Source organism: Streptomyces sp. NPDC056347 (assembly GCF_042262625.1).
GTDB lineage: Bacteria > Actinomycetota > Actinomycetes > Streptomycetales > Streptomycetaceae > Streptomyces.
The window spans coordinates 30440-44115 of the sequence record NZ_JBHJQP010000008.1 but is presented as its reverse complement, the minus strand read 5'-3'; the positions used below and the strand labels follow the sequence as shown (position 1 = coordinate 44115).

Below are 13676 nucleotides of genomic sequence, written 5' to 3'. Positions count from 1 at the left end.
GTCCGCGTCAGGGAATGACTGTCACCGTGTCCGGCTTGGGACCGGTACGCGCGTAGTGAGTCCGAGCCCTCGGAAGGACCCCCTCTTGGCCGCCTCGCGCAACGCCTCGACCGCGAATACGAACAACGGTGCCAGCACCGCCCCGCTGCGCATCTCCTTTGCAAAGATCAAGGAGCCCCTCGAGGTTCCGAACCTCCTCGCGCTGCAGACCGAGAGCTTTGACTGGCTCCTCGGCAATGCCGCATGGAAGGCTCGCGTCGAGGCTGCTCTGGACAGCGGACAAAACGTCCCCACCAAGTCCGGCCTGGAAGAGATCTTCGAGGAGATCTCGCCGATCGAGGACTTCTCCGGGTCGATGTCGCTGACTTTCCGCGACCACCGCTTCGAGCCCCCGAAGAACTCGATCGACGAGTGCAAGGAGCGCGACTTCACGTACGGCGCCCCGCTCTTCGTCACCGCCGAGTTCACCAACAACGAAACCGGCGAGATCAAGTCCCAGACGGTCTTCATGGGCGACTTCCCGCTGATGACCAACAAGGGCACCTTCGTCATCAACGGCACCGAGCGTGTCGTCGTGTCGCAGCTGGTCCGCTCGCCGGGTGTCTACTTCGACTCCTCCATCGACAAGACGTCCGACAAGGACATCTTCTCCGCCAAGATCATCCCGTCCCGGGGTGCCTGGCTGGAGATGGAGATCGACAAGCGCGACATGGTCGGTGTCCGTATCGACCGCAAGCGCAAGCAGTCCGTCACCGTTCTCCTGAAGGCTCTCGGCTGGACGACCGAGCAGATCCTCGAGGAGTTCGGCGAGTACGAGTCCATGCGCGCCACCCTGGAGAAGGACCACACCCAGGGCCAGGACGACGCGCTGCTCGACATCTACCGCAAGCTGCGCCCGGGCGAGCCGCCCACCCGCGAGGCCGCTCAGACGCTGCTGGAGAACCTCTACTTCAACCCGAAGCGCTACGACCTCGCGAAGGTCGGCCGCTACAAGGTGAACAAGAAGCTCGGCGCCGACGAGCCGCTGGACGCCGGTGTGCTCACCAGCGACGACGTCATCGCGACGATCAAGTACCTGGTCAAGCTGCACGCCGGTGAGACCGAGACGGTCGGCGAGTCCGGTCGTTCGATCATCGTCGAGACCGACGACATCGACCACTTCGGCAACCGCCGTATCCGTAACGTCGGTGAGCTGATCCAGAACCAGGTCCGTACGGGTCTCGCCCGTATGGAGCGCGTCGTGCGCGAGCGCATGACCACCCAGGACGTCGAGGCGATCACGCCGCAGACCCTGATCAACATCCGGCCGGTCGTCGCCTCCATCAAGGAGTTCTTCGGCACCAGCCAGCTGTCCCAGTTCATGGACCAGAACAACCCGCTGTCGGGTCTGACGCACAAGCGTCGTCTCAACGCGCTGGGCCCGGGTGGTCTCTCCCGTGAGCGGGCCGGCTTCGAAGTCCGTGACGTGCACCCCTCGCACTACGGCCGCATGTGCCCGATCGAGACGCCCGAAGGTCCGAACATCGGTCTGATCGGCTCGCTGGCCTCCTACGGCCGGATCAACGCCTTCGGCTTCATCGAGACGCCGTACCGCAAGGTCGTCGACGGCCAGGTCACCGACGAGGTCGACTACCTCACCGCCGACGAGGAGGACCGCTTCGTCATCGCGCAGGCCAACGCGCCGCTGACCGACGAGCTCCGGTTCGCCGAGTCCCGCGTGCTGGTCCGCCGCCGTGGCGGCGAGGTCGACTACGTCCCGCCGACCGACGTGGACTACATGGACGTCTCGCCGCGCCAGATGGTGTCCGTCGCGACCGCGATGATCCCCTTCCTGGAGCACGACGACGCCAACCGTGCCCTCATGGGCGCGAACATGATGCGTCAGGCGGTGCCGCTGATTAAGTCGGAGGCCCCGCTCGTCGGCACCGGCATGGAGTACCGCTGCGCCACCGACGCCGGTGACGTGCTCAAGGCCGAGAAGGACGGTGTGGTCCAGGAGGTCTCCGCGGACTACATCACCGTGACGAACGACGACGGTACGTACACCACGTACCGCATCGCCAAGTTCATGCGCTCCAACCAGGGCACCTCGGTCAACCAGAAGGTCGTCGTCTCCGAGGGCGACCGGGTCGTCGCCGACCAGGTCCTCGCGGACGGTCCGGCCACCGAGTTCGGCGAGATGGCCCTCGGCAAGAACCTGCTCGTGGCGTTCATGCCGTGGGAGGGTCACAACTACGAGGACGCGATCATCCTGTCGCAGCGCCTCGTGCAGGACGACGTCCTCTCCTCGATCCACATCGAGGAGCACGAGGTCGACGCCCGTGACACCAAGCTCGGCCCCGAGGAGATCACCCGGGACATCCCGAACGTCTCCGAGGAGGTCCTCGCCGACCTCGACGAGCGCGGCATCATCCGGATCGGTGCCGAGGTCGTCGCCGGTGACATCCTCGTCGGCAAGGTCACGCCCAAGGGCGAGACCGAGCTGACCCCCGAGGAGCGCCTGCTCCGCGCGATCTTCGGTGAGAAGGCGCGCGAGGTCCGCGACACGTCGCTGAAGGTCCCGCACGGCGAGATCGGCAAGGTCATCGGCGTCCGCGTCTTCGACCGCGAAGAGGGCGACGAGCTGCCGCCGGGCGTGAACCAGCTGGTCCGCGTCTACGTCGCGCAGAAGCGCAAGATCACCGATGGTGACAAGCTCGCCGGCCGTCACGGCAACAAGGGCGTCATCTCGAAGATCCTCCCGATCGAGGACATGCCGTTCCTGGAGGACGGCACCCCGGTCGACATCATCCTCAACCCGCTGGGTGTCCCGTCCCGAATGAACCCGGGACAGGTCCTGGAGATCCACCTCGGCTGGCTCGCCAGCCGCGGCTGGGACGTCTCCGGCCTCGGTGACGAGTGGGCCAAGCGGCTCCAGGCCATCGGCGCCGACCAGGTCGCCCCCGGCACCAACGTCGCCACCCCCGTCTTCGACGGTGCGCGCGAGGACGAGATCTCCGGCCTCTTCGGGGCCACGATCCCGAACCGCGACGGCGACCGCCTGGTGCAGCCCTCCGGCAAGGCCAACCTGTACGACGGCCGCTCCGGCGAGCCGTTCCCGGAACCGGTCTCGGTCGGTTACATGTACATCCTCAAGCTGCACCACCTCGTCGACGACAAGCTGCACGCGCGGTCGACGGGCCCGTACTCCATGATCACCCAGCAGCCGCTGGGTGGTAAGGCTCAGTTCGGTGGACAGCGATTCGGTGAGATGGAGGTGTGGGCCCTTGAGGCATACGGCGCCGCATACGCCCTCCAGGAGCTCCTGACCATCAAGTCCGACGACGTGACCGGCCGCGTGAAGGTCTACGAGGCCATCGTCAAGGGCGAGAACATCCCCGAGCCGGGCATTCCCGAGTCCTTCAAGGTGCTCATCAAGGAAATGCAGTCGCTCTGCCTCAACGTGGAGGTGCTGTCCTCGGACGGCATGTCCATCGAGATGCGCGACACCGACGAGGACGTCTTCCGCGCGGCGGAGGAGCTCGGTATCGACCTGTCCCGGCGCGAGCCGAGCAGCGTCGAAGAGGTCTGACGGGTTGGCCGGCCGGATCCCAGTGATCCGGCCGGCTCTCCCCGGACCCGTTCAGACCATTGCTGAAGTGCCCCGATTTCTCGCCTGACGCGAGGGGGCTCGAACCCCCGAAAGAGGGATTGACGACAAGTGCTCGACGTCAACTTCTTCGACGAGCTGCGGATCGGCCTCGCCACCGCGGACGACATTCGTACCTGGTCCCACGGCGAAGTGAAGAAGCCGGAGACCATCAACTACCGCACGCTCAAGCCCGAAAAGGACGGACTCTTCTGCGAGAAGATCTTCGGTCCGACCCGGGACTGGGAGTGCTACTGCGGCAAGTACAAGCGTGTCCGCTTCAAGGGCATCATCTGTGAGCGCTGTGGCGTCGAGGTCACGCGCGCCAAGGTGCGCCGTGAGCGCATGGGTCACATCGAGCTTGCCGCTCCCGTCACCCACATCTGGTACTTCAAGGGCGTCCCGTCGCGCCTGGGCTACCTCCTCGACCTCGCGCCGAAGGACCTGGAAAAGGTCATCTACTTCGCCGCGTACATGATCACGTTCGTGGACGAGGAGCGCCGTACGCGCGACCTGCCGTCGCTGGAGGCGCACGTCTCCGTCGAGCGCCAGCAGATCGAGAACCGCCGCGACGCCGACCTGGAAGCCCGCGCCAAGAAGCTCGAGACCGACCTGGCCGAGCTGGAGGCCGAGGGCGCCAAGGCCGACGTGCGCCGCAAGGTGCGCGAGGGTGCCGAGCGCGAGATGAAGCAGCTGCGCGACCGCGCGCAGCGCGAGATCGACCGTCTCGACGAGGTGTGGAGCCGCTTCAAGAACCTCAAGGTCCAGGACCTGGAGGGCGACGAGCTGCTCTACCGCGAGCTGCGTGACCGCTTCGGCACGTACTTCGACGGCTGCATGGGCGCCGCCGCGCTGCAGAAGCGCCTGGAGTCCTTCGACCTCGACGAGGAGGCCGAGCGCCTCCGCGAGATCATCCGCACCGGCAAGGGCCAGAAGAAGACCCGTGCGCTCAAGCGCCTCAAGGTCGTCTCCGCGTTCCTGCAGACCAGCAACAAGCCCAAGGGCATGGTGCTCGACTGCGTGCCGGTCATCCCGCCGGACCTGCGTCCGATGGTGCAGCTGGACGGTGGCCGCTTCGCGACCTCCGACCTGAACGACCTGTACCGCCGCGTGATCAACCGCAACAACCGCCTGAAGCGGCTTCTCGACCTCGGCGCGCCCGAGATCATCGTGAACAACGAGAAGCGCATGCTCCAGGAGGCCGTCGACGCGCTCTTCGACAACGGCCGTCGTGGTCGCCCGGTCACGGGCCCCGGCAACCGTCCGCTGAAGTCGCTGTCCGACATGCTCAAGGGCAAGCAGGGTCGTTTCCGTCAGAACCTGCTCGGCAAGCGTGTGGACTACTCCGCGCGTTCCGTGATCGTCGTCGGTCCGCAGCTCAAGCTGCACCAGTGCGGTCTGCCGAAGGCCATGGCGCTGGAGCTCTTCAAGCCGTTCGTGATGAAGCGCCTGGTCGACCTGAACCACGCGCAGAACATCAAGTCGGCGAAGCGGATGGTCGAGCGCGGCCGCACGGTCGTGTACGACGTCCTCGAAGAGGTCATTGCCGAGCACCCGGTCCTGCTGAACCGTGCGCCCACGCTGCACCGCCTCGGCATCCAGGCCTTCGAGCCGCAGCTGGTCGAGGGCAAGGCCATCCAGATCCACCCGCTCGTCTGCACCGCGTTCAACGCGGACTTCGACGGTGACCAGATGGCCGTGCACCTGCCGCTCTCCGCGGAGGCGCAGGCCGAGGCCCGCATCCTGATGCTGTCCTCGAACAACATCCTGAAGCCGGCCGACGGCCGTCCCGTCACCATGCCGACCCAGGACATGGTGCTGGGCCTGTTCTTCCTCACCACGGACGAGGAGGAGCGCGAGGTCGTCGGACAGGACCGCTCCTTCGGCTCCACGGCCGAGGCGATCATGGCCTTCGACGCCCGCGAGCTGTCGCTCCAGGCGAAGGTCGACATCCGCTTCCCGGTGGGCACCATCCCGCCGCGTGGCTGGGTGCCGCCGGTCGCCGAGGAGGGCGAGCAGGAGTTCCAGCCGGGCGACTCGTTCCGGCTGCGTACCTCCCTGGGCCGTGCGCTCTTCAACGAGCTGCTGCCCGAGGACTACCCGTTCGTCGACTACTCGGTCGGCAAGAAGCAGCTCTCCGAGATCGTCAACGACCTCGCCGAGCGCTACCCCAAGGTCATCGTGGCGGCGACGCTCGACAACCTGAAGGCGGCGGGCTTCCACTGGGCGACCCGTTCCGGTGTCACCGTGGCCATCTCCGACGTCGTGGTCCCCGAGGCCAAGAAGGCGATCGTCGCGGGCTACGAGGCGCAGGACGAGAAGGTCCAGAAGCAGTACGAGCGCGGTCTGATCACCAAGGACGAGCGCACGCAGGAGCTCATCGCGATCTGGACCAAGGCGACCAACGAGGTCGCCGAGGCGATGAACGCGAACTTCCCGCGGACCAACCCCATCTTCATGATGGTTGACTCGGGTGCCCGAGGAAACATGATGCAGATGCGTCAGATCGCCGGTATGCGTGGTCTGGTGTCCAACGCCAAGAACGAGACGATCCCGCGTCCCATCAAGGCGTCCTTCCGCGAGGGCCTGTCCGTGCTGGAGTACTTCATCTCCACGCACGGTGCCCGTAAGGGTCTGGCGGACACCGCCCTGCGTACCGCCGACTCGGGTTACCTGACCCGTCGTCTGGTGGACGTCTCGCAGGACGTGATCATTCGCGAGGAGGACTGCGGCACCGACCGCGGCCTCAAGCTGAAGATCGCGGAGAAGGGTGCCGACGGCGTCCTCCGCAAGACCGAGGACGTCGAGACCAGCGTCTACGCCCGCATGCTGGCCGAGGACGTCGTCGTCGACGGCAAGGTCATCGCGCCGGCCAACGTCGACCTCGGTGACGTGCTCATCGACCAGCTGGTCATGCACGGCGTCGAGGAGGTCAAGACCCGCTCGGTCCTGACCTGCGAGTCGGCGGTCGGCACCTGTGCCTTCTGCTACGGACGCTCGCTCGCCACCGGCAAGCTGGTCGACATCGGTGAGGCGGTCGGCATCATCGCCGCCCAGTCCATCGGTGAGCCCGGTACCCAGCTGACGATGCGTACCTTCCACACCGGTGGTGTGGCCGGTGACGACATCACCCAGGGTCTGCCCCGAGTCGTCGAGCTCTTCGAAGCCCGTACGCCCAAGGGTGTCGCCCCGATCTCGGAGTCCGCGGGCCGGGTCCGGATCGAGGAGACCGAGAAGACCAAGAAGATCGTCGTCACCCCGGACGACGGCAGCGACGAGATCCCCTTCCCGATCTCCAAGCGTGCCCGTCTGCTGGTGGGCGAGGGCGACCACGTCGAGGTGGGCCAGAAGCTCACCGTCGGTGCCACCAACCCGCACGACGTGCTGCGCATCCTCGGCCAGCGTGCGGTCCAGGTGCACCTGGTCGGCGAGGTCCAGAAGGTCTACAACTCGCAGGGTGTGTCGATCCACGACAAGCACATCGAGATCATCATCCGGCAGATGCTGCGCCGCGTGACGATCATCGAGTCCGGCGACGCGGAGCTGCTGCCGGGCGAGCTCGTCGAGCGCTCGAAGTTCGAGACCGAGAACCGTCGTGTGGTCACCGAGGGCGGTCACCCCGCCTCCGGCCGTCCGCAGCTGATGGGTATCACCAAGGCCTCGCTGGCGACGGAATCCTGGCTGTCGGCCGCCTCCTTCCAGGAGACGACCCGAGTGCTGACGGACGCGGCGATCAACGCCAAGTCCGACAGCCTCATCGGCCTCAAGGAGAACGTCATCATCGGTAAGCTCATCCCGGCCGGTACGGGCCTGTCCCGCTACCGCAACATCCGGGTCGAGCCGACCGAGGAGGCCAAGGCCGCGATGTACTCGGCCGTCGGCTACGACGACATGGACTACTCGCCGTTCGGCACCGGCTCCGGCCAGGCCGTTCCGCTGGAGGACTACGACTACGGTCCGTACAACCAGTAGGCGAGCCGCCTGAAACGCCCGGAGGGCGGTCACCCCGTATCGCACGGGGTGGCCGCCCTTCGGCCTTTGCGCTTTCATCCGTGCCGGGTTACAGGTAGCGCCGCAGGTGGTAGAGCCGGGTCGGGACGTCGGGGTGGGTGGAGAGCAGCCGGACGGGCACCGGCACGTCGGCCGGAAGCCCGTCCGCGTGCAGCGTCTCCAGCACCTCCGCGAGGTCCGGGGCGAAGCCGAGCACCGCGGCGTGCCGGTCGGCACGGAGCTCGGCACGCCGTCCCACGGCCGCCGACAGGTACGGGAGCGCGAGCAGCAGCGGAAGCCCGTAGAGGATCCGGGTGGCGGTGGAGCCGAGACCGCCCAGCGCGAGGAGCAGGACGCCCCCGGCCAGGTAGACGGCGCACCGGGCGGGTGTGACCAGGGACGCCGCCATCGCCCGGAGCGCCCGCCGCACCAGCCGTCCGGGCAGCCCGTACCAGTGGCAGAGCAGCAGGGACCACGCGTGGCCGCCGCTGTGATGTCCCAGCTCATGGGCGAGCACGGCGGCCAGCCGCCGGCTCGACAGCTGTTCCAGCGCATACCGGGTGACCCCCACGATGTGCCCCGCCGCGGCGAGCGCGTTGAGGCCGTCGCTCTCCTCGACCCAGAGCCGGTAGCGGGACCCGTCGACCCCGGCGACGGCCGTCACCTCCCGCCAGACGGGTTCCAGCCGGGCGGCCTCCTGGGGCATCGGCCGCCGCAGCCCGAACAGATAGCGGGCGAGCAGGTCCTCCGTGGGCGGATGGAAGACCAGGGCACCGGAGACCACCCAGAGGGCGGCCGGTATCCAGAACGGCACCCCGGCCCCGATCTCCAGGAGCACACCCGCGAGCAGCACCACCAGCGCGCTCGTCAGGAACGCGGGCAGGGCCAGTGCCAGCTGCCCCACGGCGGTGAGGTCCATGCGCCGCTGACGCGCCGCGTAGTACACGCGGCGGCCGGGCCCGTGCTCGTAGACCAGATCGTCGGGGACCGTGTCCTCGGGGACCGTGTCCTCGGGCGGCGGTGGCGCGGTGGCGGGCGGATCAGGGTTCGGGTCCGGGGACGGTACGCGTCCGTCGCCCGGATCCCGGGGCCGGGAGGTCGGTGACATCGTGATCATCCTTTGGCGGTCGGGGCGTCAGCCGAGCAGCAGCGAGGCGGGGAGCAGGACGGCGCCCAGGGAGTAGGCGAGCAGCCCGGCCCGTATCCACCGGTGCTTGCACAGGGCGATCCGGCTGGTCTCGGCCAGGGCCGTGACGAGTGCGGCGGTCCGGGAGTTCTCGGTGGCGTCGAGCGCCTCCGGCAGGAGGCCGCGCCGGGCGGCGTCCCGGATGTCCCCGAAGTAGGTGAGCGGCTCCCCGGGGATCCAGGTGCTGCGGTGGTAGCGCGGGAGCACGGCCATCAGCAGGGAGACCAGCGCGGCGGCCAGACCGCCGATGCCCGTCCACCACAGGGCTGTCCCGGTGCCGTTGAGCGAGCCCGGCCGCCAGGTGCTGCCCGCCAGCCAGCCGCTGAGCACGCCCGCGGTCATGCCGAGCGCGGCGACCAGTACGGACGCCTTGCTGTCGGCCCGGGCGACCTCGGCCCGCAGGCCGTCCAGGAGCCGGTCGCCTGCCTCGACGGAGCGGGCCGGTGCGTGGTCGGTCATGCGCCCGCCCCCTCCTTGTCCGCCTTCTCGTCGGTGGTCCTCTCCGGGCCGGCCTTCTCGGTCGGGCCCGCCTTCTCGCCGGCCGGTGCCAGGGGGGTGCTGCCGTAGCCGGGCGGGGGCTGCCAGCCGGCGAACGCCGTGGGGGCACCGGACCGCATGCCCGGCACCTTCACGTCCGGTGCCGCCTCCGCGGCGTCCTGCGGCATCGACACGGTCAGCCGTCCTCCGGCCGTGCTGTGCGCGGTGACGCCCGGAAGGTGCTGGTCCAGTACGTCGATCACGGCCTGGAACGCGTGCTGCTTCGGCGCCTCCAGCTCGTGGTTCTCCGCGCTGTCACCCTTCAGCAGCTCCTTCGCCAGCTCCAGCTGGGACCTGATCACCCGGAGCTGGTCCTCGCGCAGGCTCGACGCCACGAGCCGGGTGTCCTCGGGGTGGGCCGAGAGATGGAGCGCCCACGCACGGACGCCGCCCTGTTCCAGGTACTTCTCGTAGAACGCGATCTTCTCCGCGTTCACCTGCTGGAGCTCCAGCAGGGCGCGTGCCCGGTCGACCTCCTCGGTGTGCTGCCACTGCTGCTGCCGGAGCCTCAGCCGGTGCTGCTGCTCCTCGAACTCGGCCGCGCGCCCCGACTGGAGCGTGTCCTGCTCCCTGGCCCGCCGGTCGACCGCGGCATCGTGTTCCCCGCCGAGGAGCTCGGTGCGGATCTGCTCGGTGGCCTCGTGGTCGATGGAGCGCATGCGCCGGACGTGGTCGATGACCTCCTGGTCGCCGCGCAGCCGGACCGTCCAGTCCGCCGTGAGCCCGGCTCGGGCGCCGAGCGCCACCTGGGCGCCGATCTCCCGCAGCAGCGCCTCCTCGGCCGCGGCGCTCCGGGCGGCCGGATAGCGCCGGGTGACGGAGCGGGCCGCCCGCTCCAGCTCGCCCACCAGCAGCCGCGGCACATCACGGTGCCGGCTCGCCACGAACCGCTCGGGACTCACGACCTGCCACGACAGCTCGACGACCGCCGCGAACTCGAAGGCGTCGTCGTCGCTCGGCAGCGTGATCTTCTCGCGTACCGGATGGACCCCCATGTCGACCTCGTACACCGCGGTGTAGCGCTTCGCGGCGGCCGAGGCCCTGGTGGGGCGGAGCGGCGGGAGGTAGGTCTCGTACGAGCCGTCCGCGGCCGAGAAGACCAGGGCGTGGTCGATCCGGGTGAGCGGGCGGCGGGAGAAGCCGAAACGGGACAGCTGCCGGACCGTGACCACCGGGTCGGTCAATCGCGTACCGCGGTCGGCCCGCTGGTCCCAGTCGGGGGCTCGGCGGAATTCGGACATGGGAATTCTCCTGTCGCAGAGGGAGGAAGAAGGAGGCGTACGCGGATCAGGGGCGCGGCAGCACGGTCAGCAGCCGGCCCGCCACGGGCGGGGGACCGGCGCCGTCCTCGCCGGGCATGGTCCGCAGGAGGTGACTGATCCGCTGGTACTCCGGCCCCGTGGTGACCAGCGGGGGCAGCAGGGCGGCGAGCGCCCACTCGGTGCCGGGAGCGCGGTCCGCCGCGAGCACCCAGCGGCGGAGCACATCGAGGGCGTTGCGGGTGTGGCCCCGGTCGCCCAGCGCGGTACGCCACAGCTCGGCGATGCCGGGGGCGCCGGGGGTGCCCGCCGCCGAGGCCCGCGCGTACCGGGCCAGCACGCTCGGCAGGCCGTGGCGGTCGTCCTCCTCGGTACGGCGGCAGGCTCCGAGGAAGCCGCCGAGCGCGAGACCGGCCGCCGGCCGGTCGTCGTGCACCGTCCGCACCAGCTCCGCGATCACCGCCTCGCCCGCGGCCGACAGCAGCAGCAGCTCCACGGACTCGGCGAGCTGCCCCGTCAGATCCGGATCGGGCTCCGGCCGAGCCGCCTCGTGCCGGGCCGCCGCGCGCAGGGCGGCCAGGGCCTCCGCCGGGCGCTCCGGCCCGATCATCCCGTGGGCCCGGATGGCCACCCAGCGCAGCGACGGCTCCTCGCTCTCGCACCAGGCGTCGAGGATCCGCGGCACATGAGGGGTGCCCAGTACGTGGGCGAGCGTGAGCGCGCTGACGGCGACGCTCCGGTGCCGGTAGAGGCGGGACGCGGCCCACGGCTCGATGACCAGCGCCATGGCGGACGGCAGATCGGTGTGGGCGAGCACGGCGACGGTGGAGGCGGCGCGAGTACGGACGAAGGGCCGCCCGTCCCCGGCCAGCTGCCGCAGCCAGTGCACGAGCGCGGGCCGCGCCGAGGGGTGCCCGGTCCAGATCTCGCGCAGCAGCACGAGCGGGGTCCGCTCGTCGAGGAAGGCGGCCTTCACCTGCTGGACCGGACCCCATTCGGTGGGTTCCTCCGCCTCGAACCGGCGCGCCCGCGCCAGCTGGAGCCGTTTGCCGATGTGCGTACCGAAGACCGGGACGGAGGGGTCCAGTCGGCTCTCGGTCCTCCGGAGGGCGGCGTAGAGCAGATCGCCCAGCTCCGCCGTCAGGGCGTACGGCCCCTCGTCGAAGGCGGCCAGTGCGACGAGGAACGCCTTCTCACGCAGGTGCAGTACGGTCCCGTCGTCCTCGAACCACTCCTGGACCTGGCTCTCCAGCGCGACCAGGGAGAAGCCGTCGAGGCCCGCGGCATCGGCCTCCCCGTCCCCGTCCGCGTACTCGGCCAGGAGTCGGGCGAATCCGGCGGCCTCACGCGGCTGATGGCTGCGTTCGAGGAACGCCGCCGCGGCGGGCAGGGCCATCAGCTCCGGTACGCGCTCCGCGCCGCCCAGCAGCGCCGCCAGATGCGCGGCCAGGACGTCACTCGGCGCGGGCGTCCGCCACTCCGCCACCGGTACGTCCTCCAGCAGGGCGGCCGGTCCCGTGGTGATCACCAGATACGCGTCCTCACCGAGCTCCTTGCGCGCGGCCAGCAGATCGGCCTCCCGCAGCGGCCGGCCCGGCTCGGTGACCAGGTCGCACAGGATGTGCCCGGTCCGGCCGCCGTCCGGCTCGCCGCCCTTGAGCCCGGCGGTGAGCTGGTCGGGGGTGGTGTCCCGGTCGACCGCCCGCACCGGATCGGCGCCGATCCGGTGCAGGAGCATGAGCGCGGCGGTCCGCCGGCCCGCGAAGTACGGGCCCGAGAGAACCAGCACGTGCTCGTCGCGGAGCCGGCCGGCCAGCGCCTCGAAGTCGTTCCGCCCGGGGACGAAGCGCGCGGCCAGCCCCGCCAGGGCGGACGGGGCGATCTCGCCCGAGGTGTGGAGGGCGAAGGACGCGCCGAACTGGTAGGTGATCTCGGTCCGCTGCAGGACGTCCCCGTGGAACGTGCCGCCGCCGATGCCGTGGTTGGTCCCGCCGAGGACACCCCCGCCGATCCGGGCGTTGTCCCCGAACCCCATGGTCCGCGGGGTGTGGCTCTCCAGGTCCCGCCGGGCCGCCCAGGCGGGCTGCGGCTGGTCGGTCTCCGCCGCGCCGACGCCCTCCTCCTCGGCCTGATGGGACTCCGGCGGTTCGGCACCGTGGTCGTCCCCGGCCGGGGGCTGGGCGGGCTGCGCCTGTTCCTCGGCGCTCACCGGCGCTCGCCCCGGCCGCCGTCGCCGAAGCTGACGTTCCCGTGGAACGTGCCGCCGCCGATGCCGTGGTTGGTGCCGCCGAAGACGCCACCGGTGATCGGGGCCCCGCCGAAGCCGGCAGCGGGGGCGGGACCGGGCACCGTCGGCCGCGGGGCGGCCGGGGCGGCGTCCGCACCCCTCGGGTCCTCCTGCGGAAGAGCTCCGTGCAGCCACGCGTCGAGCGGGCCGTTCTTGCTGTCCACCGTGACGGAGCGGAACTCCTCCGCCGGAACGCCCGTGTGGCTGTGCCGTACGACCCCCTGGTAGACCGTGTCGGACACGCAGAGCGCGAAGTCGTCCCGGCGCTCCCGCAGCGCCTCCCGCAGCGCCTCCGCGTCCAGCAGCCTGCACGCGTGGTTGAGATCGCTGCCCACCCAGCCGTCGAGCGGGTCCACCGCGACGAACCCCGAGGCGACCACTCCCCGCAGCCGCATCCGGGCCGAGGCGGAGGCACGCCGGTTCTGGCTGTGCAGCCGGGCGGGCATCTCGGTCAGCAGCGCCCGCAGCAGGGCGATCACCGAGCAGTTGGCGTCGATCAGCTCCATCACGGAGTCGCCGCGGTCCGCCCGCCGCCGCCGGGTCTCGTCGATCCCGGCGGCCAGCAGGGCCCGGTCGGTCAGGTCGTAGAGCATGCGGCGCAGGAACGCCTGCTCGACGTCGTCGCGCTCGCTGTACTTCTCGATGTCGAGCAGCAGGATCGTGCTGTTGACCGGATCGTTCATGGGACGCCTCTCGCTCATGTCCTCCGGGGCCGGGAAGCGGCCCGGGAAGACGAGCGTGGGGCCGGGAGGCCCGGGGCGGTGAGGAACGATGACGCACTCGGTGTGT

At 69.9% G+C, this 13676-nt stretch carries 7 protein-coding genes; 2 read left to right on the top strand and 5 right to left on the bottom strand.

Annotated elements, in window-relative coordinates:
- Positions 1–85: 85 nt before the first annotated feature.
- Entirely contained in the window at positions 86–3571 is a 3486-nt protein-coding gene (gene rpoB, locus ACFCV8_RS03795) for a DNA-directed RNA polymerase subunit beta (RefSeq protein ID WP_376683618.1), read from the top strand.
- 129 nt (positions 3572–3700) lie between these two features.
- Positions 3701–7600 carry a DNA-directed RNA polymerase subunit beta' gene (locus ACFCV8_RS03790; protein WP_376683617.1) on the top strand — a complete coding sequence of 1300 codons (3900 nt, stop codon included), beginning with the start codon at positions 3701–3703 and terminating at the stop codon, positions 7598–7600.
- A gap of 88 nt (positions 7601–7688) precedes the next feature.
- Here the strand turns inward: ACFCV8_RS03790 and ACFCV8_RS03785 are convergent, their stop codons facing one another.
- Genes ACFCV8_RS03785 through ACFCV8_RS03765 form a run of 5 tightly spaced genes read right to left on the bottom strand, consistent with a single transcriptional unit; the run spans position 7689 to position 13570 of the window.
- The gene (locus tag ACFCV8_RS03785; protein ID WP_376683616.1) at positions 7689–8726 is read right to left on the bottom strand and encodes a M48 family metalloprotease; all 1038 of its coding nucleotides are present in this window, start codon (positions 8724–8726) and stop codon (positions 7689–7691) included.
- Positions 8727–8753: 27 nt separating this feature from the next.
- On the bottom strand, positions 8754–9263 hold the full coding sequence (locus ACFCV8_RS03780) for a Pycsar system effector family protein (RefSeq protein WP_376683615.1): 510 nt from the start codon (positions 9261–9263) through the stop codon (positions 8754–8756).
- On the bottom strand, positions 9260–10582 hold the full coding sequence (locus ACFCV8_RS03775) for a hypothetical protein (RefSeq protein ID WP_376683614.1): 1323 nt from the start codon (positions 10580–10582) through the stop codon (positions 9260–9262). The genes ACFCV8_RS03780 and ACFCV8_RS03775 overlap by 4 nt, the downstream gene beginning before the upstream one ends.
- Positions 10583–10628: 46 nt before the next feature.
- Complete coding sequence (locus ACFCV8_RS03770) at positions 10629–12809, bottom strand: hypothetical protein (protein WP_376683613.1); 2181 nt, start codon at positions 12807–12809, stop codon at positions 10629–10631.
- Positions 12806–13570: a hypothetical protein gene (locus ACFCV8_RS03765; RefSeq protein WP_376683657.1), complete on the bottom strand. Its 765-nt coding sequence runs from the start codon at positions 13568–13570 to the stop codon at positions 12806–12808. The genes ACFCV8_RS03770 and ACFCV8_RS03765 overlap by 4 nt, the downstream gene beginning before the upstream one ends.
- Between the last annotated feature and the right edge of the window lie 106 nt (positions 13571–13676).